The sequence below is a fragment of the Nocardia goodfellowii genome (assembly GCF_017875645.1).
GTDB classification, from domain to species: Bacteria; Actinomycetota; Actinomycetes; order Mycobacteriales; family Mycobacteriaceae; genus Nocardia; species Nocardia goodfellowii.
Map to the genome: position 1 here is coordinate 7132314 of NZ_JAGGMR010000001.1, position 24357 is coordinate 7156670.

Annotated in this window: 21 protein-coding genes and 1 riboswitch; of the genes, 11 read left to right on the forward strand and 10 right to left on the reverse strand. The window is 69.4% G+C overall.

The window, feature by feature from the left end; genetic code table 11:
- Window positions 1-35: 35 nt before the first annotated feature.
- The 9 genes from mraY to BJ987_RS33080 form a co-directional block, all read right to left on the reverse strand.
- On the reverse strand, window positions 36-1112 hold the full coding sequence (gene mraY / locus BJ987_RS33040; protein ID WP_209896964.1) for a phospho-N-acetylmuramoyl-pentapeptide-transferase: 1077 nt from the start codon (window positions 1110-1112) through the stop codon (window positions 36-38).
- A gap of 148 nt (window positions 1113-1260) precedes the next feature.
- Complete coding sequence (locus BJ987_RS33045; RefSeq protein ID WP_209896965.1) at window positions 1261-2778, reverse strand: UDP-N-acetylmuramoyl-tripeptide--D-alanyl-D-alanine ligase; 1518 nt, start codon at window positions 2776-2778, stop codon at window positions 1261-1263.
- On the reverse strand, window positions 2775-4406 hold the full coding sequence (locus BJ987_RS33050) for a UDP-N-acetylmuramoyl-L-alanyl-D-glutamate--2,6-diaminopimelate ligase (RefSeq protein ID WP_209896966.1): 1632 nt from the start codon (window positions 4404-4406) through the stop codon (window positions 2775-2777). Before BJ987_RS33050 ends, BJ987_RS33045 begins: the two co-directional genes overlap by 4 nt.
- Window positions 4407-4500: 94 nt before the next feature.
- Window positions 4501-6312: a peptidoglycan D,D-transpeptidase FtsI family protein gene (locus BJ987_RS33055; protein WP_209899508.1), complete on the reverse strand. Its 1812-nt coding sequence runs from the start codon at window positions 6310-6312 to the stop codon at window positions 4501-4503.
- Between the two features lie 83 nt (window positions 6313-6395).
- Window positions 6396-7169 (reverse strand): cell division protein FtsL, encoded by a 774-nt coding sequence (ftsL, locus tag BJ987_RS33060; protein WP_209896967.1) that lies wholly within the window; start codon window positions 7167-7169, stop codon window positions 6396-6398.
- Window positions 7166-8146 (reverse strand): 16S rRNA (cytosine(1402)-N(4))-methyltransferase RsmH, encoded by a 981-nt coding sequence (rsmH, locus tag BJ987_RS33065; protein WP_209896968.1) that lies wholly within the window; start codon window positions 8144-8146, stop codon window positions 7166-7168. The genes ftsL and rsmH overlap by 4 nt, the downstream gene beginning before the upstream one ends.
- A 183-nt stretch (window positions 8147-8329) precedes the next feature.
- A complete protein-coding gene (mraZ, locus tag BJ987_RS33070; protein ID WP_194819414.1) occupies window positions 8330-8761 on the reverse strand; it encodes a division/cell wall cluster transcriptional repressor MraZ in 432 nt (143 codons plus the stop codon).
- 402 nt (window positions 8762-9163) lie between these two features.
- Window positions 9164-9577, reverse strand: coding sequence for an SCO2097 family morphological protein (locus tag BJ987_RS33075; protein ID WP_209896969.1), 414 nt, complete (start codon window positions 9575-9577; stop codon window positions 9164-9166).
- A 157-nt stretch (window positions 9578-9734) separates the two neighbouring features.
- A complete protein-coding gene (locus BJ987_RS33080; RefSeq protein WP_245366244.1) occupies window positions 9735-10175 on the reverse strand; it encodes an SAV_6107 family HEPN domain-containing protein in 441 nt (146 codons plus the stop codon).
- Between the two features lie 136 nt (window positions 10176-10311).
- Between BJ987_RS33080 and BJ987_RS33085 the strand changes: the two genes are divergently transcribed.
- From BJ987_RS33085 to BJ987_RS33105, 5 genes are all read left to right on the forward strand, one after another.
- Window positions 10312-10929, forward strand: coding sequence for a GNAT family N-acetyltransferase (locus BJ987_RS33085; RefSeq protein ID WP_209896970.1), 618 nt, complete (start codon window positions 10312-10314; stop codon window positions 10927-10929).
- A complete protein-coding gene (locus BJ987_RS33090; protein ID WP_209896971.1) occupies window positions 10926-12491 on the forward strand; it encodes a phytoene desaturase family protein in 1566 nt (521 codons plus the stop codon). The genes BJ987_RS33085 and BJ987_RS33090 overlap by 4 nt, the downstream gene beginning before the upstream one ends.
- An 86-nt stretch (window positions 12492-12577) precedes the next feature.
- Complete coding sequence (locus BJ987_RS33095) at window positions 12578-13336, forward strand: carotenoid biosynthesis protein (RefSeq protein ID WP_245367720.1); 759 nt, start codon at window positions 12578-12580, stop codon at window positions 13334-13336.
- Between the two features lie 45 nt (window positions 13337-13381).
- Window positions 13382-14131, forward strand: coding sequence for an LppM family (lipo)protein (locus BJ987_RS33100; RefSeq protein WP_245366246.1), 750 nt, complete (start codon window positions 13382-13384; stop codon window positions 14129-14131).
- The gene (locus BJ987_RS33105; RefSeq protein WP_307869833.1) at window positions 14104-15270 is read left to right on the forward strand and encodes a glycosyltransferase family 2 protein; all 1167 of its coding nucleotides are present in this window, start codon (window positions 14104-14106) and stop codon (window positions 15268-15270) included. Before BJ987_RS33100 ends, BJ987_RS33105 begins: the two co-directional genes overlap by 28 nt.
- 149 nt (window positions 15271-15419) lie before the next feature.
- On the opposite strand, the gene BJ987_RS33110 is transcribed toward BJ987_RS33105, so the two are convergent.
- Window positions 15420-16385, reverse strand: a complete 966-nt coding sequence (locus tag BJ987_RS33110) for a hypothetical protein (protein ID WP_209896974.1) — start codon at window positions 16383-16385, stop codon at window positions 15420-15422.
- A gap of 202 nt (window positions 16386-16587) precedes the next feature.
- Window positions 16588-16682: riboswitch (SAM riboswitch) on the forward strand.
- A gap of 11 nt (window positions 16683-16693) precedes the next feature.
- On the opposite strand from BJ987_RS33110, the gene BJ987_RS33115 reads away from it, so the two are divergent.
- From BJ987_RS33115 to BJ987_RS33140, 6 genes are all read left to right on the forward strand, one after another.
- Window positions 16694-17779, forward strand: coding sequence for an LLM class flavin-dependent oxidoreductase (locus BJ987_RS33115; RefSeq protein ID WP_209896975.1), 1086 nt, complete (start codon window positions 16694-16696; stop codon window positions 17777-17779).
- Window positions 17776-19395 carry an ABC transporter substrate-binding protein gene (locus tag BJ987_RS33120; protein ID WP_209896976.1) on the forward strand — a complete coding sequence of 540 codons (1620 nt, stop codon included), beginning with the start codon at window positions 17776-17778 and terminating at the stop codon, window positions 19393-19395. Before BJ987_RS33115 ends, BJ987_RS33120 begins: the two co-directional genes overlap by 4 nt.
- Before the next feature lies 1 nt (window position 19396).
- Complete coding sequence (locus BJ987_RS33125) at window positions 19397-20389, forward strand: ABC transporter permease (protein ID WP_209896977.1); 993 nt, start codon at window positions 19397-19399, stop codon at window positions 20387-20389.
- Between the two features lie 269 nt (window positions 20390-20658).
- Window positions 20659-21528, forward strand: coding sequence for an ABC transporter permease (locus BJ987_RS33130; RefSeq protein WP_209896978.1), 870 nt, complete (start codon window positions 20659-20661; stop codon window positions 21526-21528).
- A complete protein-coding gene (locus BJ987_RS33135; protein ID WP_209896979.1) occupies window positions 21525-23228 on the forward strand; it encodes a dipeptide ABC transporter ATP-binding protein in 1704 nt (567 codons plus the stop codon). Before BJ987_RS33130 ends, BJ987_RS33135 begins: the two co-directional genes overlap by 4 nt.
- Window positions 23221-24351 (forward strand): LLM class flavin-dependent oxidoreductase, encoded by a 1131-nt coding sequence (locus BJ987_RS33140; RefSeq protein WP_209896980.1) that lies wholly within the window; start codon window positions 23221-23223, stop codon window positions 24349-24351. Before BJ987_RS33135 ends, BJ987_RS33140 begins: the two co-directional genes overlap by 8 nt.
- Window positions 24352-24357 lie beyond the last annotated feature (6 nt).

A 24357-nucleotide genomic window follows, 5' to 3' on the forward strand; every position in this document is an offset into this window, starting at 1 on the left:
GCAGGGCCCGCGGAGAATGGTCGACCACGCTTGTTTCACCCGACCTTGGAGAGATATTCGCTGTAGAACAAACCGAGTCCGACCGCGGAAGCCATGGCGGCCAGCAGCCAGAACCGGATGATCACTGTAGTTTCCGCCCATTTACTGAGTTCGAAATGGTGATGGAAGGGCGCCATCTTGAACAATCGATTACGCGTAGTGCGATACACCGCCACCTGCAGCACCACCGAGAGCGCCTCGGCCACGAACAGCGCGCCGATGACGACCATCAGCAGTTCGGTGCGGGTGGTGATGGACAGGCCGGCGAGCATGCCGCCGAGCGCGAGCGAGCCGGTGTCACCCATGAAGATCTTGGCGGGCGCGGCATTCCACCACAGGAAGCCGATACACGCCGCCGCGCCGGAGGCACACACCAGCGCCAGGTCCAGCGGGTCGCGCACGTCGTAGCAGCCGCGCTCCACCTCGAACGAGCAGGAGTGGTAGTACTGCCAGAACGTGATGATCACGTAGCCGCCCAGCACCAGGCTCATCGAGCCGGCGGCCAGGCCGTCCAGGCCGTCGGTCAGGTTCACCGCGTTGGACCAGGCGATGACCAGGATGGACACCCAGACCAGGAAGATGATCGCGCCCATCGAGACGGTGGCGATATCGCGGACGTAGGACAGGTGTCGGCTGGCCGGGGTGATGCCGTGGTCGTTGCGGAATTGCAGTGCGAGAACACCGAATACGACGGCGGCGGTGAGCTGGCCGAGGTATTTGCCCGCCGCGGTGAGGCCCAGATTGCGCTGCTTGCGGATCTTGATGAAGTCGTCGACGAAGCCGACGGCGCCCAGCGCGGTCGCCAGGCCCAGCACCAGCAGCGCCGACGCCGAGGGACCATCGGCGTCGTACATGATGCCGATCAGATGCGAACCGAGGTAGCCAGCCCACATGCCGATCAGGATCGCGACGCCGCCCATGGTCGGTGTGCCGCGCTTGGCCTGATGGCTGGCCGGGCCGTCGACCCGGATCTCCTGGCCGAAGCCCTGTTTCGCGAACATCTTGATCAGCAACGGCGTCAACATGATCGACACCGCTAGCGCGATCGCCGCCGCGAATAGTATCTGCCTCATGAACAAGCCTCGCTGACGCTCGGCTTGTTCGTTCGGCGCGCCGCTGTATTTTTCACCGTGCGCTCGCGCACGACCGCGCCTCGCTGACGCTGCGGCAAAGCAACGGTCCGGCGCCACCCTCCGTCGGCTGGAGCCACATTTCGCTTCCTCACTGCGCTGCCTCCGTGCTGCTGCCCCTGCGTTTTCCGGCACGTTCCGCGCTGGTCAGATGTTCGGCGACAGCCCACAGGCCGACCGACTTCGAAGCCTTGACCAACACCACATCGCCCGCTTCGACCTCGTCGTCGAGCAGCGCGATGGCCGCGCCGATATCGGGCACGAGGATCGACTCCTCGCCCCATGAGCCTTCCATCACCGCTCCCTGATGCATCGCGCGGGACGGTCGTCCGGTGCCGACCACGATGAGCCGATCCACATCCAGGCGCACCGCCAGCCGGCCGATGGCGTCGTGTTCGATGACCGATTCCTCGCCCAGCTCGCCCATTTCACCGAGCACCGCCCAGCTGCGGCGGGGAGTCGCTTCGGCCTTGGACATCGTGACCAGGGCCTTGAGCGCCGCTTTCACCGAATCCGGGTTGGCGTTGTAGGAGTCGTTGATGACGGTGATGCCGCCATCGGTGTGCTGGACATCCATGCGGCGAGCCGAGGCGGCACGGGCGCCGGACAGGGCCGCGGCGACCGTGTCGAGGTCGGCGCCGCAGTGCAGCGCGACGGCGGCGGCCGACAAGGCGTTGCCCACCTGGTGCTCGCCGTGCACCGCCAGGCGGATATCGACGCTGCCCTGCGGGCTGTGCAGCGTGAAGCCCGCGCGCGCCTGGGAATCCATGTGCACGTCGGTCGCGCGGATGTCGGCGCCGGTGGACTGGCCGACGGTCACCACCCGAGCGGCCGTGCGCGTCGCCATGGCGGCGACATTCGGGTCGTCAGCGTTGAGCACCGCGAGACCGGAAGCCGGGAGTGCTTCCACCAGTTCGCCTTTGGTCTTGGCGATGGCTTCGCGACTGCCGAATTCGCCGAGGTGCGCGGTGCCGACATTGAGCACGACGCCGACGGTCGGCGGGGTCACCCGCGCCGCCGCGGCAATATGGCCGGGCCCGCGTGCGGACATCTCCAGCACCAGGAAGCGGGTGTGCTCGTCGGCGCGCAGCGCGGTCCACGGGTGGCCGAGTTCGCTGTTGAACGAGCCGGGCGGAGCGACCACGGTGCCGAGCGGCGCCAGCACCGCGGCGATCAAGTCCTTGGTCGAGGTCTTGCCCGAGGAACCGGTGAGTCCGATCACGGTGAGTCCGGTAGTGGCCGTGAGCTTTTCGACGCTGGCCCGAGCCAGTGCGGCGAGCGCCTCGAGCACCGCGGCGCCGGAGCCGTCGGTGTCCGCGGCCAGCGCGACCGACCTGGACCGGACCTCGCCGGGGGCGGGCGTCACCACGATGGCGGGCACGCCGACCGGCCGGGCCGCCAGCACCGCGACGGCACCCGCCGCGACCGCGGCGGCCGCGAAATCGTGGCCGTCGGCGCGCGCGCCGGGTAAGGCCAGAAACAGGTCACCGGAACCGATTTCGCGCGAGTCGAATTCGACCGAACCCGTCACCCGGGCATCCGGGTCCGGCACGTCGTGCAGCGTCCCGCCCACGACGGCGGCTATCTCCCGCAGTGTCATCTCGATCATCGAACCGTCAAATCCTCCGCGTCAGTGCCGTTCGGAGTGCGGGGGTGCTTGTGGCGCATCGCCGCGGCGAGCACCTCCCGGTCGTCGAACGGATGTTTCCGGCCGTTGATCTCCTGGCCGACCTCGTGTCCTTTGCCCGCGATCAGCACGGCGTCGCCGGGGCGCGCCCACTCGACCGCGGCCGCGATCGCCGCCGCGCGGTCGCCGATTTCGCGCACCTCGCCGCGTTCGTCCGCCGAAACCTGGTGTGCCCCGGCGAGTACGGCCGCGCGGATGGCCGCGGGATCCTCGCTGCGCGGGTTGTCGTCGGTGACGATCAGCAGATCGGCGCCGCGCGCGCCGGCCGCACCCATCAGCGGGCGCTTCCCGGCGTCACGATCGCCGCCCGCACCCACCACAATGGCCAAACGTCCTGCCGTGCCGGTGAATTCGAGATGATCCCGCAGCGTCGCGATGACCGACTCCACCGCGGCGGGCTTGTGCGCGTAGTCCACGACAGCGAGGAAATCCTGGCCCTCGTCCACCCGCTGCATCCGGCCCGGCACATCGACGGTGGCCAGCGCGGCCGCCGCCACCTCGGAGTCGACGCCGGCCGCCGTGCAGACGGCGATGGCGAGCAGTCCGTTGGCGACGTTGTAGCGGCCCGGAAGCCGCAGGCGCACCGGGAAACTGCCGCGCCGGGTGGCCGCGGTGAACTCCTGTTCGCCACCGCGGGCAACCACCGGACCGGCCAAACCCCAATCGGTGGAACCCATTTGGATACCACCGGTGGACACGGTGATCGGCGCGTCGAGCTCGGCGGCCAGCCGCCGACCCCACTCGTCGTCGACACAGATCACCGACGTCTCGGCGGCGACCGGCGAATCCGGTTCGAACAGACGGCGTTTCGCGGCGAAGTAGTCCTCGAAGTCGGCGTGGAAATCCAGGTGGTCCTGCGAAAGATTGGTGAACGCGCCTACCGCGAACCGGACACCGTCGACACGGCCCAGCGCCAACGCGTGACTGGACACCTCCATCACCACCGCGTCCACACCCTGCTCGACCATCAGCGCGAACATGGCGTGCAGCTGCGGCGCCTCCGGGGTGGTCAGCGCGCTCGGCACCCGCTGCCCGCCGATGCGGGTCTCGATGGTGCCGATCAGCGCGGTGGACAACCCGGCCGCCGCCAGTCCCGCCTCCACCAGATAGGCGGTGGTGGTCTTGCCGGAGGTGCCGGTGATCCCGATGACACGCAGGCGATGCGACGGATCGCCGTACAGGGCCGCCGACAACTCGCCCAGCACCGCGCGCGGTTGTTCACGCACCAGCACCGGCACGTCGATCGCACCGATCAGATCGGCGCCCGCGGTATCGGTCAGCACCGCGACCGCACCGCGTTCGACGGCGTCGTGCGCGAATCGCGCGCCGTGCGCTTGCGCGCCGGGCAGCCCCGCGAACAGGTCACCCGGGCGCACCGCGTTCGAGCGCTGTTCGACACCGGTGACCGCCACATGCGCCTGGTCCGGGCCCGACAGCCGGGCCCCGGTCAGTTCCAGCACGGTGGACAGCGGTGTCGACCGGACAACCGCCGGCCGCAACACAGGCGGGCTGGACTGCGCGGGCACCTTGCTCCTCTCGGATTCGGACATCTTCGGGTATTGCACGGATTGCGACGAGTCAGGTTACCGACGGGCGGACACCAGCGAACAACGCGCCTCGGTGTTGCGGCGCGGGATCCGCCGGTTAGGCATCAGCGCGCAGGACGAAACGCTGCGCCGGTGCGGCCGAGGGCGGCACACGATCACGCTGCAGAGCCCAGGAGGCGATGCTGTGGAACAGCGGCGCCGCGGACTGTCCGCCGCTGCCGTCGGAACTGCGCACCGGGTTGTCCAGCATCAGGCCGATGACATAGCGCGGGTTGTCGGCGGGTGCGATGCCGGCGAAGGTGATCCAGTAGCTGGAGCTGGAATAGCAACCGCAGCGCTGATCGATCTTCTGCGCGGTGCCGGTCTTGCCGGCGATCTGGTAGCCCTCGACGGCCGCGGGTGCACCGGTGCCGTTCTGCTCGGCGCTCATCGGGTCTTTCTGTACCACCGCCTGGAACATGGTGCGCAGCGTGGCCGCGGTCTGCGGGCTCACGACACGCACGCCCTCGGGCGCGGGCTCCTCGGTGCGGGCGCCGTCCGGGGCGACGGTGGCCTTGACGATGCGCGGCGGCACCCGCAGCCCGTCGTTGGCGATGGCCTGATACATGCCGGTCATCTGCAGCGTGGACATCGAAAGACCCTGCCCGATAGGCAGATTCGCGAACGTACCGCCGGACCACTGGTCGCGCGAGGGCACCAGGCCCGCCGTCTCGCCGGGCAGACCGACGCCGGTGCGCTGCCCCAGCCCGAACCGGTGCACCATGTCCGCGAAGCGATCCTCGCCCACCCGCTGGGCCAGCATCAGCGTGCCCACGTTGGAGGACTTACCGAAGATGCCGGTGGTCGTGTAGGGCACGGTGCCGTGCTCCCAGGCGTCACCGACGGTGACCCCGGCCATCCGGATCGAACCGGGAACCTGCAAAACCTCATCGGGATCGGTGAGCCCGTACTCGATCGCGGCGGCCGCCGTGATGATCTTGTTCACCGAACCGGGCTCGAACGGGTCGCTCACCGAGGGGTTGCTCTTCTTGGCGGTATCCCAGTTCTCCGGGCGCAGGGCGGGATTGAAGGTGCTGTCGTTGGCCATGGCCAGCACCTGGCCGGTCTTGGCGTCCAGCACCACCGCGGAAGCGCCTTGCGCGCCGGACATCTCGCGCGCCTGCTGCACCTGCTGCTGCACGTAGTACTGCAGATCCTGGTCCAAGGTCAGCTCGACGCTGTTGCCGTTCACCGCGGGCTGCTTGTCCCGCCAGCTGCCGGGGATGACCGCGCCGTCGGAGCCGCGATCGTAGGTGTGCGAACCGTCGGTGCCCGCGAGCACCGCGTCCAGCGACGATTCCAGCCCGATCAGGCCGTGCCCGTCCCAGCCGGTGGCACCGATGACATTGGCCGCCAGTGAACCACCGGGATACTCGCGCAGCGACTGTTGTTCGGCCCCCACCTCGGGGTATTGCGCGGTGATCTCGCTGGCGATGCGGGCGTCGACATTGCGCACGAGATACACGAAAGTCTCGTCGCCACGCAGCTTCTCCAGCAGCGCGGACACCGTGGGCGCCTGCTTGCCGAGCTTGTCGTGGATGGTCTTGGCGATCTCTTCCAGCCGCTTGTCCGGATCGGGCGCCTTCTCGCTCTTGGCCTTCTTCGCTTCCAGATCCTTACGCACCTGCACCGGCTGGAAGGTCAGCGCCTTCGCGGTGATGGTGAAGGCCAGCTTGTTGCCGAAGCGGTCGGTGATGGTGCCGCGGGTGGCGTGGTCGATATCCCGGGCGGTGCGCTGGCTCGCGGCCTGCGCGGACAGACCCGGCGCGGCAATGCTCTGCACCCACAACAGCTGCAGCGCGACGACAGCCAGCGCGATCAGCATGACTATCCGGCCGACGCCGATGCGCAACCGCACCGGGTTGTCCATGCCGCCCGCCGCCGTCTTGCGTGATCCTGGGCCGCCGGGCGGCCGCGGCCCGCGGCGCTGACGCGGCGCGGGCCTGGTGTGAGTCACCGAGTGACCTCCTGCGGTGCTGCGATCGGCGAGGGCACCGGGCTGGGCGTCGGTGCGGCCTGCTGCGCGGCGGGCGCGGGGTTGGGGGTGGTGTGCGCGGTGGCGCCGTTGGCCTGGTCGGTGTTCGCCTGGCCGGCCGAGCGCGGCGGGGCCACCGGAACCACCCGTTCGCCGTGCGCCTGGGCGTGCGGCTGCGGAGCGGGCTGGGCGGGCGGGGTGTTCAGGGGCGGCGCGGGCGCGCCCTGGGCGGGCGTCGGGTCACCCATCACCGAAATGGCGCCGTCCGGCGCGATGATCAGCCGGGCCGGATCCTTGGCCGGGATCATGCCGAGTTCGCGCGCCCGTGCGGCGAGTTCGGGCGCCGAGTCGGCGGCCTCTACCTCGCGCTGCAGGCCGGCGCGTTCCTCGGACAGTTTACGGTTGAGCGAGCGGGCGTCGCTGAGCTGGTAGCTGTCCTCGGCGGCCCGCGTGGTGAGCAGCAGGGTGAGCGCGAGACCGCAGCCGAGCAGCGCGATGATCGCCGCCACGAAGGGAATACGGGTGGCCATGACCGAGCTGCGCCGTCTGGGCAGCTTCGGCGAGGCCTGTTCCTTGGTTTCGGCCCGCAGCTTGCGCCTGGCGTAAGCCTTCTCCGCCGCATCGGGTTTGGCCCGCCCGGCGGCCTGCACTCGCCGGGCGACCCGACCCGGTTGTGCGGCACGTTCCTTGGCCGGCCCACCCGCTGCCCGGCCACCCCCCACGGAGCCGCTGCGCGGCGCTGCGATAGTCATTTCCCCTCCGTCTCTTGGATCCGCTCGGCGGCGCGCATTCGCACGGGCGCCGCACGCGGGTTCTCCTCGATCTCCTGTTCGGTCGCCTTCTCGGCGCCACGGGTGAGCATCCGGAATTCCGGACCCATCCCGGGCAGTTCGACCGGCAGGCCGACCGGCGTGCGCGAGATGATGCGCGGCGCCAGTTCCTGTTTCACGACCCGGTCTTCCAGCGACTGGTACGACATGATCACGATGCGGCCACCCATCCGCAGCGAGTTCAGCGCGGCCGGCAACGCGGCGCGCAGCGAATCGAGTTCGCTGTTCACCTCGACACGTAAGGCCTGGAAGGTCCGCTTGGCGGGATGACCTCCGGTCCGCCGCGTCGCCGCGGGGATGGTGGCGTACAGCAACTCGACCAGCTCGGCGCTGGTTTCGAACGGTTTGCGCTCCCGGCGCTTGAGCACCGCGGAGGCGATCTTGCCCGCGAACCGCTCTTCGCCATAGGTTTTCAGCACCCGGGCCAGATCACCGTGGCTGTAAGTATTGAGGACATCCGCGGCGGTCAGCCCGGCGGTCGGATCCATCCGCATATCCAGCGGCGCGTCGACGGAGTAGGCGAAACCGCGATCGGCTTCGTCGAGTTGCATCGAGGACACACCGAGGTCCATCAGAATCGCGCTGACCGACCCGATCGCGTCCAGCCCGGCCTGCTTCAGCGCCTCGGCGATGCCGTCGTATCGGGTGTGCACCAGGGTGATTCGGTCCTCGAACGGCTGCAGCCGCGCACTCGCGAGTTCCAGCGCGTTGGTGTCGCGGTCGAGCCCGACCAAACGGGACTCCGGATAGGTGCGCAGGAAATGTTCCGCGTGCCCGCCCAATCCGAGCGTGGCATCGAGATAGACGGCGCCGGGTTCGGCCAGCGCCGGGCCGAGTAAATCGTCGGCCCGTCTGAGCAGGACCGGAACATGGCGGGGGCCGGGCTGTTCTGAGTTCACCTCGACCTCCCGGATCTGCCTCGCATCGTCGCGCACCGCCTACGGCTCGGCGGCGTGGGTGGAGAAAGCTGCTTGTCGAAAACGAATGCCGCGTGGTCTCTGACCGAACCGGCACCTGGCGTCGGGGAAGTACGTCAGGGTCCACGTCCGGGCAGAGGCCGCGTGGCACTCGTTGTTTCGGGGCTAGAAGATCCCGCCCAGCGACTCGTCTCTCGCTTGCGCGTAATCCTCCTCGTTCTCGGCGAGGTAGGACTCCCACGCCTGCTTATCCCATATTTCGAGGAAGTCGACCGAGCCGATGACCACGCAATCCTTGTCGAGGTTCGCGTAGCGACGGTGTTCGGCTGACAACACGATCCGGCCCTGCGCATCCAGACGTTGTTCATCCGTTCCGGCGGCGAGTGCCCGGACGAACGCGCGAGCCTGCGGATTGCTTCGAGACGCCGCCGCGGCCCGGCGAGCGAGCGCGGTGAACTCATCTTTGGGATACACGGCAAGGCTGTGGTCCTGGCCTTTCGTGACCATCAACCCTCCCGCCAGATCGTCTCGAAACTTCGCAGGCAACGTGAGTCGCCCCTTGTCGTCCAGCCGAGGTGTGTAGGTACCGAGAAACAACCTCGATACCTCCCTACTGGATCACCTCGTCTGGATGGCCTCTCCTGTAGTGCGCGCTCCACATTACCCCACTTTCCCCCACTTTCAATCGAATACCGGGGTGATCTCCCTCCCCGGTTCAGCGATTCCGCAGGTCATCACAGCTATCACGGCGGTGGAGAGCTTTCGCGTGTTCCGCCGACACGCGGCGCGGACCTGGGTGATCGCCCGGAAACACCCAGCAACCGCAGCCGCGGTGGGTTGGAGTGGGGGATTCGGTGGGGCGTGGTGGTGGAGAACGAGCGGGCGCGGGGCCGGCCGGGGGCAGCGCGGCGCACGCGGACATGAGACGGCGACGTCGCACCGGATCGGTGCGACGTCGCCGCTGCGTTCAGATATCGAGGCTGTGCCCTAGGGCTGGGCCTACTCTTGTTCGAAGCGCCTCCGGAAACGGTCCTCCATACGTTCGGAGAACCCACCGGGCTTCTTGCCTCGGCCGGACCCGCTCGGCCCGCTGCCACCCGAACCGCTCGAGGACGCTTCGGCCGCGGCCGCCCCGCCCTTCGAACTGCCGAGCAACAGCAGAACGCCGGCTCCGAACATGACGATGAAACCGATCAAGCTGATGATCGGGAAGCCGCCGAGCTTCGGCAAAGCGATGCCGGCGACAAGCAGAACCAGGCCGAGGACGAACAAAGCCGCGGCCTGGAGTCTGCGGCGACTCGAGGTCGAACGAAGGCGTCCGCCGCGGACGGACGAGGCGAACTTCGGATCCTCAGCATAGAGCGCGCTCTCGATCTGTTCGAGCATGCGCTGCTCGTGCTCGGAGAGTGGCACGGTACCTCCCCCGGCACTAGACGTGGGCTGCCGCTTCCGGGTAAGCGACAGACAGCCGACCTTGGCGGCTATCTGAAACCAATGATACGAGTTCGATCAGAGGCGTACCACCTACTCGCGCATAACTAACTGGTCATGGCGTGGCGTCGGTCTGTGATTATGCGGTCAAGCCGCCGTTCAGGCCTGGTGCGGGCCGCAAACGCGAGGCCGCGGTCAGCATGTCTTCTACGTCGTGCAGGAATGCTCCTACCCGCGAATAGAACTCGTCGGCCTGGTGATCATCGACATCCCGGTCCAAGCCGGCCTCCAGGGCGGCCCGCAATTCCGAGCGCGCGCTGAAATAGTCCGCCCACATCACGAACTCGGGCGCGGCGCGCTGCAACAGCACCCACGCGTTGCGAGAACGGGCGCGGGGGGCGGCGTCAGCCCCGGTAAACGCGAGCACCGCACCCGCACCGCGCAGGGCGGCCAGATAGGCGGTACGGAAACGTTCGCGCGGATCGTGCTCCCCCGCCGCTTCCATGAGCAATCCGTCCGCCCTTTTCAGCAGCTTGCCCGCCCTGCCGGGCTGCCCCGGCTGCTCCATACGAGACGACATTTCCCCATTCCTCCGCTCCTCGACACCCGGAGTCCTGGAGTGCTCTTCACCCACCGCACGGACCGAACAGGCATTCGAACGTTTGAATTACGCTTGAATATAGGGACACCCACCGACAACTTTTCGTCCGAGAGCCATGACTGCAGTCAAGCCCGAACACAAGTCCGCCGCCGCACCCGTCGTCGTCGACCTCTCGGTCGCCGAATTGCGCTACCGCATGCACGACGCGCTGTCGGTGTATGTCGCCGCGATGGGTTATCCGCACGGCACCGAGAACCATCGGGCCCCGATGTGGACCGAGCACACCACCCGGCCGGGCTGGCAGGCCGTGGCCGCGTTCCGCCCCGATGACGACGGGCGCGTCGATCTGCGTAAGGCGCCGATGCTGGCCATCGGCTACGGATACCGCGGCGCCCCGCATCAGTGGTGGCACCAGCAGGTGCACAGCGGAATGCGGCGCAGCGCCTGGCCGGAGCAGTCGGCTCGTCAACTGCTCTCCGACTACTTCGAATTGACCGAGTTGCACGTGCATCCGGCGGCGCAGGGACAGGGTTTGGGCACCACGCTGCTGACCCGGCTGTTGCGGAACCGCCCCGAGGGGGCGGTGCTCTTGTCGACGCCGGAAGTGCAAGGAGAGGACAATCGAGCTTGGCGGTTGTACCGAAGGGAAGGATTTCTCGACGTGGTCCGCAATTTCGTGTTCGCGGGTGATACCCGGCCGTTCGCGATTCTGGGACGGCGACTTCCGCTGTGACCACCCTCGTGCTGGGTTCGGGACACAATGCGCTGGTCGCGGCGTGCTATCTGGCGCGGACCGGCGAGCGCGTCGAGGTACTGGAGCGAGATGAGGTACTCGGCGGTGCGGTGTCGACCGTGGAACGGTTCCCGGGCCATCAGGTCGATCGCGGGTCCTCGGCGCACGTCATGATCCGGCATACCGGGATCATCGAGGAGCTGAAGCTCGGGAAGTTCGGCCTGCGCTACATCGATTGCGATCCCTGGGGCTTCACGCCCGGGGTGAACGGCGCGCCCCCGATCGTCTTCTCTCGTGCCCTGGACCGCACCTGCGCGTCCATCGCCGCGGCCTGCGGTCCGCACGACGCGATCGCCTATCGGCGTTTCGTCGACGTCTGGGGTGAGCGCAGCGACCGGGTGATGCGCGCGTTCGGCGGACGATCCACGCCGGGCCGGCTGTTGCGATCGTTCTGGGGCTTGGACGCCGGCGACGGCGGCAGCGCCCTGTCCCGCGAGTTCCTGCAGCCCGGAGACGCGTTGCTGGACAGTTACTTTCGCGACGAGCGACTCAAAGCCTCACTGGCCTGGTTCGGTGCGCAATCCGGACCGCCGATGTCGGAACCCGGGACAGCGCCGATGGTCGGGTTCGCGGCGCTCATGCACAAGCTGCCGCCCGGTCGCGCGGTCGGCGGAAGTGGTGCGCTGACACAGGCTTTGGTCGCGCGCCTGCGGTCCGACGGCGGGACGGTGAGCGCCGGGGACGCGGTCACCTCGGTGCGGCGCGCGGGCGCGGGCTGGCGGGTGCGCACGGCCTCGGGCCGAGACCTCCAAGCGGACAATGTGATCGCGGGCACGCACATTCTGACCACGCTGGATCTGCTGCGCGAGGGCGGCTTCGACCCCGAACCGCTGGACGACTGGCAGCGGCGGATCCGAGTGGGCCCGGGTATCGGCATGGTGGTGCGGCTGGCCACCAGCGCACTGCCGCACTATCCGGGGGCTTCGCTCGCGGAATCGGCGCACGGCCTGCAATTCCTGGTGTCGGACCGCGGGCAGCTGCGGCGTGCGCACGGCGCGGCGCTGGCCGGTGATCTGCCGCCGCGGCCGGTGGTGCTGGCGATGAGTTTCAGCGCACTGGACCCGAGCATCGCTCCCGCCGGCGAGCATCAGCTGTCGCTGTGGTCGCAGTGGCATCCGTACGAGCTGGCCGACGGCACCGACTGGGCCGACCACGCGGAGCGGGAGGCCGACCGGATCATCGCCGAAGTCGACTCCTACGCACCGGGTTTCGCCGATTCGGTGCTGCGGCGGTACGTGCAGACGCCGGTGGATCTGGAGCGGGAGATGGGGTTGCGCGGCGGCAACGTGATGCACGTGGAGATGTCGCTGGATCAGATGATGATGTGGCGGCCGATCCCGGAGTTGTCCGGTCAGCGGATCCCGGGTGCGCCGGGGTTCTATCTGACCGGTGCGTCGACCCACCCTGGCGGCGGCGTCTCCGGCGCCAGCGGCCGCAGCGCCGCACAGTTGTTGTTGCGCGACTCCCGGCGCACGCGGTTCACCTTGTCACGCAGGCGATGAGAGCGGGAGAGGTCCGCGCGCCGGAGTCCGCGAAACTGGTGGTGCCTGGCGGGCCGGTGCGCGCGCAGGCGGCGGTCGTCGTGCCGATGGTGTTCGCGCTGCTGCTCGTGGCGGTGCAGATCAGCTATCCGCTGACCAGCGGCGCCGGCCGGGATCGGGTGACGGTCGCCGTTGTCCTGTTGTCGGCCGCTACGGCGCTGGCACACGCGGCCGTGACGCGCGGGTGGCGTTATGCCGCAGGGCTTCTGGTGATCCTGTCCGGAATCGGCCTGCTCGCGGAGGTCGTCGGCATCGCGACCGGGTTTCCGTTCGGGTGCTACGAGTACGCGGTCGATCGGATCGGGCCGGCGGTGGCCGGGGTGCCGCTGATCGTGCCGGTGGCGTGGACGGGCGGGCTCTACCCGGTGTGGGTGGTGGCCGGGCTGCTGGCGCGGACGCCGGCGGCCAGGGTCGGGCTAACGGCGGCCGGCGGGGTCGGGTGGGACCTGTTCTTGGACCCGCAGATGGTGGCCGACGGCCAATGGCGCTGGTGTGACGCCGAGTCCGGGTTGCCGGGGCTGGAGCAGATTCCACTGACCAACTACGCCGGCTGGGTGGCTGCCGGGTTGCTGATGGCTAGTCTGCTGCTGGTGTGGGAGCGCGTTGCCGATCGGCGGCGCGATCCACGACCCGCGTCGGTCGCGGTGCCGGTCGCGGTGTTTTTGTGGACGTGGCTCGGGTCGGCGCTGGCGCACGCGGTGTTTCTCGGGTTGCCCGCCTCCGCGGGGTACGGAGCGGTCGGTATGGGCCTGCTCGGAATCCCGTTGCTGGGGTTGCTCGCCCGCTCTGGCTTGTCGCGTGGCTAATGTGGGGCCCGGCCTGGCACGATGTGAGCCGTGCAACCTAGTCCGATGACCACGAAGCCCGATGCCCCGGTTCTAGCGACGCCGCGCCGCACCGGTGTGCGTATAGCGGGGGCGGTGCTGCTCGCGGCACTGCTGGTGCCGATGCTCGCGGCCTGCCTGCGGGTCCAGGTGTCGATGGGTGTGTCGTCGAACGACCGGGTGTCCGGGCGGGTGGTGGCCGCGGTGGTGCCGGCCGACGCCAACGACAAAGGGCCGCAGTTGAAGGCGCCCGACTCGCTCGCGGCCAAGGTGCGAGTCGAGCCCTACACCCAGGACGGCTATGTGGGCAGCAAGGTCTTCTTCGAGGACCTGTCCTTCGGCGAGGTGTCGCAACTCGGCGCGCTCTCCGAACAGAGCCAGGGCATGTTCCACCTCAACTTCCAGCGCACCGGCGATCTGGTCACCCTGGACGGCCGGGTCGACCTGAAATCGGTGCCGCCGCACGGCTCCGATGTGCAGCTGACGGTGGCGTTCCCGTCGCGGGTGGCCAAGACCAACGGCAGCCGCGAGGACGACTCCACCGTCGCCTGGAAATTGTCGCCGGGCGAGGTTTCCCTGCTGCACGCCGAGGTCAGTTACGCGGACCCGAACACGCGCTCGTTCGCGGGGTGGGCCGGGATCGTCGGTGGCATCACGCTCGCGGTCGCCGCGATCGTGGCGGCGATGGCGTATATGGATCGCAATCCCCCGGCGCCGGGCTCCTCCGGGCGGTTCTCGCTGAGCGAGTGGTGGCGCACGGTGAAGGAAGGGCACTGACCCGTCCCGCCGAGCGGGTCGTGCGCGCGGGCACGGCCATCGCGGTCTTCGGATGTGTTGTCGCGCTGTACAACCGAGTGACGGTGCGGCGGTTACCGGAGTCCGCCACGGTGGTCGAGCCGGTGACGGTGTGCGTCCCGGCCCGGGACGAGGCCCACCGGCTGCCCGCGTTGATCGCCGATCTGCGGGCTCAGACCGGAGTACCGGATCTGCGGGTGCTGATCCTGGACGACGCGTCCTGCGATGGGACCGCCGACGCGGCCGCACGGGCGATCGCGGGCGACGACCGTTTCCTGGTGATCCGTTCCGATGCCGAACCCGCCCCCGGCTGGACCGGTAAGGCGGCGGCCTGCGAGCGGCTCGCCGAACTGACCGACACCGCCGTGCTGGTGTTCCTCGACGCCGATGTGCGGCTGGCTCCGGGCGCGATCGCCGCGGCGGTATCCGAATTGCGCAGACGCGACGTGGCATTGGTGTCTCCGTGGCCCGCGCAGCAGACGGGCTCGGTGGCCGAGGTGCTGGTGCAGCCACTGCTGTGCTGGTCCTGGGCGGCGGCGCTGCCGATCACGCTCGGCAATCGCAGCCGCGCACCGTCGATGGCGGTGGCGTGCGGGCAGTTCCTGGTTTTCGACACCGCGGCCTATCGGACTATCGGCGGGCACGCCGCCGTGGCGGGCAGCCCGACCGAGGATCTGGATATCGCCCGCGCGCTGCGTCGCAGCGGCAGGCACACCGCGCTGGTCGCGGCGGGACGGCAGGCGCGGACCCGAATGTACCGGGGCGCAGCCGAACTCGACGCCGGGTACACCCGTTGGCTGTGGTCCGCTTACGGTGGTTCGCCTTTGGCTGCCGCGGGGGTGGGACTGCTTGTCGCCGTGGGGTATTGGATCCCGCCGTTGGCGGCGATCGGCGGGCGGGGCAAGCTGCGGCGCGCCGGACTTCTCGGATATGCCGCGGCGGTCATCGGGCGTCTGCTTGCCCGGTCCACCGAGACCGCGGCACCGCTGGGACGGATGGATTTCCTCGCGGCGCTGGCGCATCCGCTGTCGGTGGGCGGGTATGCGGTGCTCTCCGTCCGGTCGCACCTTGCCCACCGCGCCGGGACGTCGACGTGGAAGCGGCGTTCGGTCGGCAGCTGAGTCTGCCGTCACCAGGCGCACCGATTCCCAGGGTCTGAGCGGCGAACTCTGCTCGCCGTCACCGACTGTCGACTGAGTGGGGAAGGTAGGCCACGCATGATGTGGCCCGCCGGTCCGGGTCGCGATCAGCAACCGACCCATCGGAAAGATCAGGGCACCGTCGTGATTCCGACCGTCGGTAGGTAGAAACAGGTCCGGGCACCGTCGACCTCGGTGCCGAACACGGCGGCCAGCACCGTGCCGCGACCGGTGTCGACGGGAACCGCGCGAATGCCGCCCGTGGGGACCGCTCCGGCGAAGAAGTCGCGGACGGCCTGCTCGGCGAGCGGGCGAAGTCCGGCGGGGACCTCCGGGGGCACCATCCGGCTGAAGACCTCACTCAGCGGGCCCATCGAGGCGAGCCCCGCGCGACCGCTGTCCACGTTCAGCCATGCCACCCGCATGCCGGAGCCGTCGGCGCCGGTGTTGCCCGACGGGACGAAAGCGAACAAGGTCTGGCCGGGTTTCACGGCGGTCAGATCGAGGCCGGGGATCGCGATGTCGTGCACGGGCCACGGCCCCGGAACAGCGCCCGCCACGGCCGGGCTGCCGAGAGCCGCGCCCGTACCGCTGCACAGCGCCGCGGTGGGATAGAGGAACGGTGTCACACCGAGAGATTGCAGGGCCGTGAGGGTGGACGGTCCGACGCCGGGGGCAGCGGCTGGCGCGGGGGCGGCAGCCACGGCATCGGCGGCAGCCACGGCATCACCGGCTGGCGCGGGATCGGCGGCCACGTAATCGCCGGCAGCCCTGGGATCGCCGGCAGCCCCGGGAACGGCGGCAGCCCCGGGAACGGCGGCAGCCCCGGGAACGGCGGCAGCCCCGGGAACGGCGGCTGGCGCGCGATCGGCGGCAGCCACGGGATCGGCGCCTGGCGCGGGATCGGCGCCTGGCGCGGGGGCGGCTGCCATGTAATCGGCGGTGGCCGCGTGATCGGCTGGCGGGGCGGCTTCGGGTTGTGCCGTGGCTGGGGCCGGGACGCCGAGCGCGAGGGTGCCGAGAGCCAACGCCACTCCCATGGCGCGGGCGCGCTCCCGGGAGCGGCGGGAGCCGGAGTAGACGCGGCGGACAGGCACTGCGAACCTCCTTCGTCGGGACGATCGAGGTGCAACGGTACGCCCGCAAACTCGGGAAATCGGTCATTTCCGGCGCGCCCGGCGGATGGGCCGTAGTCGGGGCCGCGACCATAATCCGCGCTTCAGCGCGCGCTGACCAGGGCTGGGCTCACGGTGATTTCTACTCTTGTCGCCGAGTTCGCTTGCTCCCCATGATGTTCGAGCACCATCCAGAGCGATTGAGAGACCTGGCTCGCCGACGTCGCAGCAACCCCCCGGCATGCCGGGTGCGGGTGCTTCCGCCAGGAACGATGGAGGAACCCCTCGACATGAAGTTTCTGTTGTTCACCCTGGTGACCAGGGTGCCCGATCCGCGCACCGGCGTACTGCCCGAGACGCACGACCGGTTCCGCTCGGTGGTCGGCCAGGCGCGGCTGGCGGAGCAGCTCGGTTACGACGGGTTCGCCGTCGGCGAGCGGCACGAGGATCCATTCCTGTCCGCCGCGCCGCCGGTGCTGCTCAGTCACATCGCCGCCGTCACCTCGCGGATCACACTGTTCACAGCGGTGACGACGCTGAGTCTGCTGGATCCGGTCCGGGCCTTCGAGGACTACTCGACGCTGGACAATCTGGCGGGCGGACGGCTGGAACTGATCATCGGCAAGGGCAACGGCGCCGCGCAGGCGCGACTGTACGGGGTCACCACAGCGGATCAGTGGGACCGCAACCGCGAGGGTTACGAGCTCTTCCGGGCGCTGTGGGCCAGCGACCGGGTGACCTGGTCGGGCCGATTCCGGCCGGACCTGGTCGAGGCCCAGGCGCTGCCACGGCCCTACCAGCCCTCGATCCGGATCTGGCACGGCAGCGCGACCAGCCGCGATTCGGTGGAACTGGCCGCCCGCCACGGCGATCCGCTGTTCTCGGCGAATGTCACCAATCCGATCGAGCCGTATGCCGCGCTGGTCCGGCACTACCGGGAGCGCTGGGCGCACTACGGGCACGACCCCGCCGACGCACTGGTCGGTGCGGGTACCGCCGGGTTCCATGTGGCACCCACCTCGCAGGAGGCGCTCGAGGTGTACGGCCCGATCTTCCGGGCGCGACTGGCGTTGGCGCGCAAGCTCGGCCAGCCGATCGTGTTCGAGACGCTGGAGGACTTCGCGGTGCGCAGTTCGGCGCTGATCGGCAGCCCCGAGCAGGTGATCGACAAGGTCGGCCGCCAGCACGAGCAATTCGGACACGAGGTGATCCACCTGTCCGCCGAACCCGACGGGCGCACCGAAGCGCAGCACCGCGCGAGCCTCGAACTCTTCCAAGCCGCTGTCGCACCCGAGCTGCGCCGGCGTATTCCCAGTCGGCCCTTGGCTTCCGGCCGGACCGTCGATTCCCCGCAATTATCTGGAGTAGCACCGTGATTCGCACCCGTCATCGCCTCGCCGCGTTCGCCGGCGTCCTCGCCGCGGCCGGCACCGTGGTCGCCTGCGGTGGCGACACGGGCAGCACCGGCGCCGACGCCGGGCCGCCGCGGCCGGGCGGAACCTTGCGCTACGGCCTGTCGCAGGCCCCGACCTGCTCCGATCCGGCCCAGGCGGGCAGCAATCAGACGCACTATGTCACCCGGCAGATCGTCGATTCGCTGACCGATCAGGATCCGGAAACCGGCGAGCTGAAGCCGTGGCTGGCGCGGAGCTGGGAGGCCGACGCGGACGCGAAGGTCTTCACCTTCCACCTCGCCGACGGTGTCACCTTCAGCGACGGCAGCCCGCTCACCGCCGAATCGGTGCGCGACACCTTCGATTCCATTCCGAAAATCGGCGCCGCCAAAGCACCGCTGGGCAACGGCTATCTGACCAACTATGTCGGCACCACCGTGCTGGACCGCCTGACCGCCCGGGTGGAATTCAGCAAGCCCAACGCGCAGTTCCTGCAGGCGACGTCGACGACCCAGCTCGGCATTCAAGCGGGGGCGACGACGGCCAAGCCTGCCGAGCAGCGGTGCGACGGCAGCAATATCGGCAGTGGACCTTTCGTCTACGGCGGCTACCGCCAGGATGTCTCGGCCACTCTGGTCAAGCGGCCCGGTTATGCCTGGGGTTCCGCGGTGTTCGGGCATCGCGGCGAGGCCTACCTGGATCGCATCGAGTTCACCGTGGTCCCCGAGTCCGGGGTTCGCACCGGCAGCCTGACCTCCGGACAGCTCGACGCGATCAGTGACGCGCTGCCGCAGGATCTACCGCTGCTGGAAGCCGCGAACGCGCGTCTGCTGACCACGGCGAATCCGGGCGTACCCTTCGGTTTCCAGCCGAACCTGACTCGCGGGCCGCTGCGCGACCCCGCGGTACGCCAGGCGCTGCTGCCCGCCATCGATCGGCAGCAACTGGTGGACACGGTGCTCGGCCCGCAGTTCAAACCCGCGACCAGCGTGCTGGCCAGCACCACACCCGGTTACCAGGATCTTTCCCCGAAGCTGGCCTACGACCCGGGCAAAGCCCGGACCCTGCTGGATCAGGCGGGCTGGGTGCCCGGCGGCGACGGCATCCGGGTGAAAGACGGTGTGCGACTGAGCTTCGGCGTGGTGTTCAGCCAGGTCTTCGCGGGCAACAAGGCGATCATCGAGTTGGTGCAGCAGCAGTTGCGTCAGGTCGGTGTGGACCTGCGCCTGGATCTGGTGTCACTGCCCGAGACCACCGCGCGGCAGAACGCCAAGGACTACGACACCTACTACTACAACACCACCCGCGCCGACGGTGACATCCTGCGGAACGCGTTCACCGTCGAGGGGCGCAACCTCAATGTGCGCGAACGGATTCCGGCGGTCGACGACGTGCTCGAAAGCCAGCTGAGCACTGCCGACGTGGCGGCCCGGCTGGCTCTGATCCGCACCGCGCAGGAGCGCGTTCTCGAGGCGGGACTGTGGATTCCGACGGTCGAGCTGTCGCAGGCCATCGGTGCGGGCGACACCGTGCACGACCTGAAGTTCGAGGCCTCGGCCCGGCTCCAGTTCTTCGACGCCTGGTTGAGCGGGCGCTGACATGGGGCGATATCTGACGCTGCGGGTAGCGCAGGCGATCTGGGTGTTGTGGGCGGCGTTCACCCTCTCCTTCGTGGTGCTCTACCTGTTGCCCGCCGACCCGGTCTCGATCGCGGCCGGCGGTGCGGAGACGGGAGCCCCGGTGAACCCGGCGGCGATCGCCGAACTGCAAGCCCGCTACGGGCTCGATCAGCCACTGTGGCAGCAATATTGGACCGCACTCGGGCACGCGCTGCGCGGTGACCTCGGATACTCCATCGTCACCGGGCAGCCGGTGACGGAGGCGATCGGCGAGACGCTGCCCTCGACGCTGGGATTGGCGGCGCTCACCTTGCTCTTCGCGGCGGTGGGCGGCGTCGGGCTGGCCTTGGCGGCGACGGCCACCCAGCGGCCGTGGCTGCGCAACGCGCTGGGCGCGCTGCCCTCGATCGGGGTGGCGGTGCCCACCTTCTTCACCGGACTGGTTCTGCTGCAGCTGTTCTCGTTCCACTGGCGGCTCACGCCCGCGTTCGGCGGGCAAGGATTCAGTGGCGCGGTGCTGCCCGCACTGACTCTGGGCCTGCCCATCGGCGCGGTCATCGCGCAGGTGCTGACCTCCGGTCTGGAAACCACCTGGCGGCAGCCGTTCGTGGATGTCGCGCTGGCCAAGGGCGGTTCGCGGTGGTGGGTGCGGCGCAAGCACGTCCTGCGCCCGGCGAGCGTGCCGACGTTCACCATCGCGGGTGTGCTGGTGGGTCACATTCTGGCCGGGGCCGTCGTGGTGGAGAGCGTTTTCGCGCGCCCCGGCGTGGGGCGGCTGACCCAGAGCGCGGTACTGGCCCAGGACATTCCGATCGTGCAAGGGATCGTGCTGCTCAGCGCCGCGATCTTCGTCTCGGTCAATCTCGCGGTGGACCTGCTCTACCCGCTGCTCGATCCCCGCATCGCCGCGCGCGAAACCCGTTCTGCCCCAACCACCCGCACAACCGTCGAGGAGGTGGCCGTCCGTGCATGACACCACGCCCACACACCCAGAACTCGGAGGGGCGGCCACAGCCGGCGTGGCGGCACTCCTGGGCCCGCCGCCGAATTCGCCGCTGCGCCCGCACGATCCCAGGCGGTCGGCCTCGATCGGTACCGATTCCGTGCTGCCCCGCTCCCCCAGCGCATTCGCGTCAGGGCCCCTGGCCGCAGACCGCCGTCGCGCCGATCGCTGGCGATGGTGGCGTGAGGCGGTCTCTTCCCCCTGGGCATTCGCGGCCATCGTGGAGGCGGTGCGAACCCATGGTTGACCTGCTCGACGAACGCGGCAGCGCACTGTCGTGGCCGCGCCGGCCCGCGATTCGCTGGCTCTGGTTGCGCGCCAACGCTTTCGCGCTACTGGCGGGCATCGTGGCGTTGCTCGCCCTCGGATGGGCGCTGTTCCCTTCGGTTTTCGCCAGTGGTGACCCGCTGACCGGTGTACCGGCGGAGAAGTTCCGCGCGCCGAGCGCCGAACACTGGTTCGGCACCGACAATCTCGGACGCGATCTGTACACCCGCATGGTGCACGGCGCGGGTCTGTCGCTGACGGCCACGCTCACCGCGGTGGCTATCGCGCTGCTCGCCGGATCGCTGCTGGGCCTGCTCTCCGGCACGCTCGGCGGCATCGTGGACACGGTGATCATGCGGGTGGTCGATGTGCTGCTCGCCATCCCCTCGCTGCTGCTCTCGCTCGCTTTGGTGACCGCGCTCGGTTTCGGTACCCGCAATGTGGCCATCGCCGTGGGTGTTTCGCTGATCGCCAACTTCGCCCGGGTGATGCGGTCGGAAGTATTGCGGGTGCGTGGCGAGGTCTATGTGGAGGCCGCCCAGGCCGCGGGTGTCCGCTGGTACACCGTGCTCGCCCGGCACATCCTGCCGAACTCCGCCCAGCCCGTGCTGGCGCTGGCGGCAGTCGAATTCGGGATGGCGGTGCTGTCGGTGTCGGCGCTCAGTTTTCTCGGGTACGGCGCGAAACCGCCGACGCCGGAGTGGGGTTCGCTCATCTCCGAGGGACGTAACTACCTCGCTATCGCCTGGTGGCTGACGACCCTGCCCGGTCTGGTCATCATCGCGGTCGTGGTCGCCGCCCAGCACCTCGGGCGGGTCGTCGGACGGGGGGCCGACCGATGACCACCGAAACATCCCGGCACACCCAGCCGCTCACGCTGACACCCGGCACTGCACCGGGCGACCGGTCATCCGGGCAATCCACCGACACCGCATTGCTCACGGTGCGGGATCTGCGGGTGCGGTACCGATCCACCCATGGGCCGGTCAACGCGCTGGCAGGGGTGTCGCTGACGCTCGCGCGCGGTGAGGTGGTCGCGTTGGTCGGCGAATCCGGTTCCGGCAAGTCGACGCTCGGGCACGCGGTGCTCGGACTCCTCGGATCAGCCGCCGAAATCACCGGGGGTTCCGTCGCTTTCGACGGTCACGTGGTGCCGCACGGTGATGAGCGCGCCTGGCGGCGGTTGCGTGGGGCACACATCGGATTCGTGCCCCAGGACCCGGGGTTGTCGTTGAATCCGGTCCGGCGCGTGGGTGATCAGGTCGCGGAGACGCTGCTGGTGCACGGTCTGGCCGACCGCCGGACGGCTCGCGAACGCGCGGTGCGCTTGCTCGCGGACGCCGGGCTGGATCGGCCGGAGCTGCGCGCGTCCCAGTACCCGCACGAACTGTCCGGTGGCCAGCGCCAGCGGGTATTGATCGCGGCGGCGCTGATCGCGGAGCCCGACCTGGTCATCGCCGATGAACCGACCAGCGCCCTGGACGCCACGGTGGCGAGGAAGGTGCTGGACCAGCTCACCGCGCAGACCACGGCGCGCGGTACCGCGGTGCTGCTGATCACCCATGACCTGGCGGTGGCGGCCGAGCGAGCCGATCGGCTGATCGTGCTCAACGGTGGGGAGATCGTCGAAACGGGCGCTACCGCAGAGGTATTGGCTCACCCTCGACACCCGTACACCAAGCGGCTGCTGGCCGCCTCACCCAGCCTCGCCCCGTTCGAGGGCTTCCGGCCCACACGGACCGGCGATGCCCCGCCCCTGCTGGAGGTGCACGAGGTCCGTAAACGGTTCCACGCGAAAGCCGGTGGCGCGGTGACCGCTGTGGACGGCGTCGGGTTCGTCCTGCGGCGCGGGGAAACCCTCTCGCTGGTCGGCGAATCCGGCTCCGGGAAGTCGACCACCGCGCGGATCGCGTTGCGGCTCATCGACCCCGACAGCGGTTCGGTCACCTTCGACGGGCAGGACCTGACCGGGTTGCGTGGTTCGCGCCTGCGCGGGCTCCGGCAACGGTTCCAGGTGGTCTACCAGAACCCGTACGCGTCCCTGGATCCGCGCTGGCGGGTCGCCCGGATCGTCGAGGAACCGTTGCGCGCCTTCGGTATCGGTGATCGCACCGCGCGCCGGAGCCGGGTCCGGGAGTTGCTCGATCAAGTGGCGCTACCCGAGCGGTTCGCGCACCGCCGCCCGGCCGAACTGTCCGGCGGACAGCGCCAGCGCGTGGCGATCGCCCGTGCGCTCGCGCTGCACCCCGACCTGCTCGTGCTGGACGAACCGGTCTCCGCCCTCGACGCTTCGATCCAAGCGCAAATTCTCGAGCTACTGGACCGGCTGCAATCCGAGCTGGACCTGAGCTACCTGTTCATCTCCCACGATCTCGCCGTGGTGCGCCGCATCAGCGATCGGGTCGCGGTGATGCGGCACGGGCGCATCGTCGAAACCGGCAGCACCGCCGACATTTTCGACAACCCACAGCACGAGTACACCCGCGAGCTGCTGTCGGCGATACCGACGGCCGAACTGGAAAGGTCTGCCGCACATGGCTGATTCGACACTCTTGCTCGCGCTGGAGCTGCCCGGCACCGGCGTCCATCCGGCGTCGTGGCGGCGACCGGACTCGCGGGCCGAGGATCTGTTCACCGGCGGATACTGGGCGGACGCGGTCACGGCAGCCGAAAAGGCCGGCGTGGACGCGGTTTTCCTCCCGGACTCGTTCGGTTTGCAACCGGGCGGCCCCGGTGTCACCCGCGGCAGGCTCGACGCGGTGGCAATCGCGGCACGGGTCGCCGCGGCCACGCACGGGATCGCTCTGCTGCCGCAGGCCGCGGTCACACACACGGAACCGTTCCATCTGTCCAAGGCGATCGCCAGTCTGGACTTCGCCACGCTGGGCCGAGCGGGCTGGGAGGTTACCGTGTCGGCGACCGAGGCCGAAGCGAAAGCGTTCGGACGCAAGGAGGTTCAGGACGCGCGGGCGCTGTGGCACGAAGCCGACGAGGCCATCGAGGTGGCGACCCGGCTGTGGGACAGCTGGGAAGACGACGCCGAGATCCGCGACGTGCCCACCGGCCGGTTCATCGACCGGGACAAGCTGCACTACATCGACTTCGACGGCGACAACTTCTCGGTGAAGGGGCCCTCGATCACGCCCCGATCACCGCAGGGCCAGCCGATCGTGGCGGTACGAGCCGGGGATGCGGCCAGTACGGCCGTGGCGGTGCGGCGCGCCGACCTCGTCCGGATCACCGCGGCCACACCGGCGGAAGCTCGCATCCGGCGCGATGACCTGCGCGCCGCGCTCCGCGCGGCCGGTCGCGACCCCGAGACGGTACGGATCCTGCTCGATCTCGACGTCCATCTCGCCGATTCGGTCGAAGCCGCCGCCGCCGAGATCATCGAGCTCGATCAGTGGGCGGCCCCGGTCAGCACGCCGGAGGCGGCGACGGCGCCGCTGCGGCACCTCGGGACGACGGCGGGCTTGCGGGTACTGCTCGACGAGATCGCGGCACAGCGGGTCGCCGATGGTGTTGTTCTACGCCCCCTCGCCCTGCGGCCCGTACTGGCACGCCTACCCGGCCTGGAACGTAACCCTTTGGCCCACACCGCTTTTCGGCACCGCCTCGGCCTGCCGCGTCCAGTCAGCCGGTACGCGACCGCGCCGTCGAACTGAGAGAGC

Coding starts and splice junctions, on each gene's coding strand:
- BJ987_RS33115 (WP_209896975.1), top strand. CDS start 16,694: ATGAAGTTTCTGTTGTTCACCCTGGTGACCAGGGTGCCCGATCCGCGC.
- BJ987_RS33095 (WP_245367720.1), top strand. CDS start 12,578: ATGGTGTTCGCGCTGCTGCTCGTGGCGGTGCAGATCAGCTATCCGCTG.
- mraY (WP_209896964.1), bottom strand. CDS start 1,112: ATGAGGCAGATACTATTCGCGGCGGCGATCGCGCTAGCGGTGTCGATC.
- BJ987_RS33130 (WP_209896978.1), top strand. CDS start 20,659: ATGGTTGACCTGCTCGACGAACGCGGCAGCGCACTGTCGTGGCCGCGC.
- BJ987_RS33140 (WP_209896980.1), top strand. CDS start 23,221: ATGGCTGATTCGACACTCTTGCTCGCGCTGGAGCTGCCCGGCACCGGC.
- BJ987_RS33100 (WP_245366246.1), top strand. CDS start 13,382: ATGACCACGAAGCCCGATGCCCCGGTTCTAGCGACGCCGCGCCGCACC.
- BJ987_RS33045 (WP_209896965.1), bottom strand. CDS start 2,778: ATGATCGAGATGACACTGCGGGAGATAGCCGCCGTCGTGGGCGGGACG.
- ftsL (WP_209896967.1), bottom strand. CDS start 7,169: ATGACTATCGCAGCGCCGCGCAGCGGCTCCGTGGGGGGTGGCCGGGCA.
- BJ987_RS33050 (WP_209896966.1), bottom strand. CDS start 4,406: ATGTCCGAATCCGAGAGGAGCAAGGTGCCCGCGCAGTCCAGCCCGCCT.
- BJ987_RS33125 (WP_209896977.1), top strand. CDS start 19,397: ATGGGGCGATATCTGACGCTGCGGGTAGCGCAGGCGATCTGGGTGTTG.
- BJ987_RS33080 (WP_245366244.1), bottom strand. CDS start 10,175: ATGTCGTCTCGTATGGAGCAGCCGGGGCAGCCCGGCAGGGCGGGCAAG.
- BJ987_RS33135 (WP_209896979.1), top strand. CDS start 21,525: ATGACCACCGAAACATCCCGGCACACCCAGCCGCTCACGCTGACACCC.
- BJ987_RS33055 (WP_209899508.1), bottom strand. CDS start 6,312: ATGGACAACCCGGTGCGGTTGCGCATCGGCGTCGGCCGGATAGTCATG.
- BJ987_RS33085 (WP_209896970.1), top strand. CDS start 10,312: ATGACTGCAGTCAAGCCCGAACACAAGTCCGCCGCCGCACCCGTCGTC.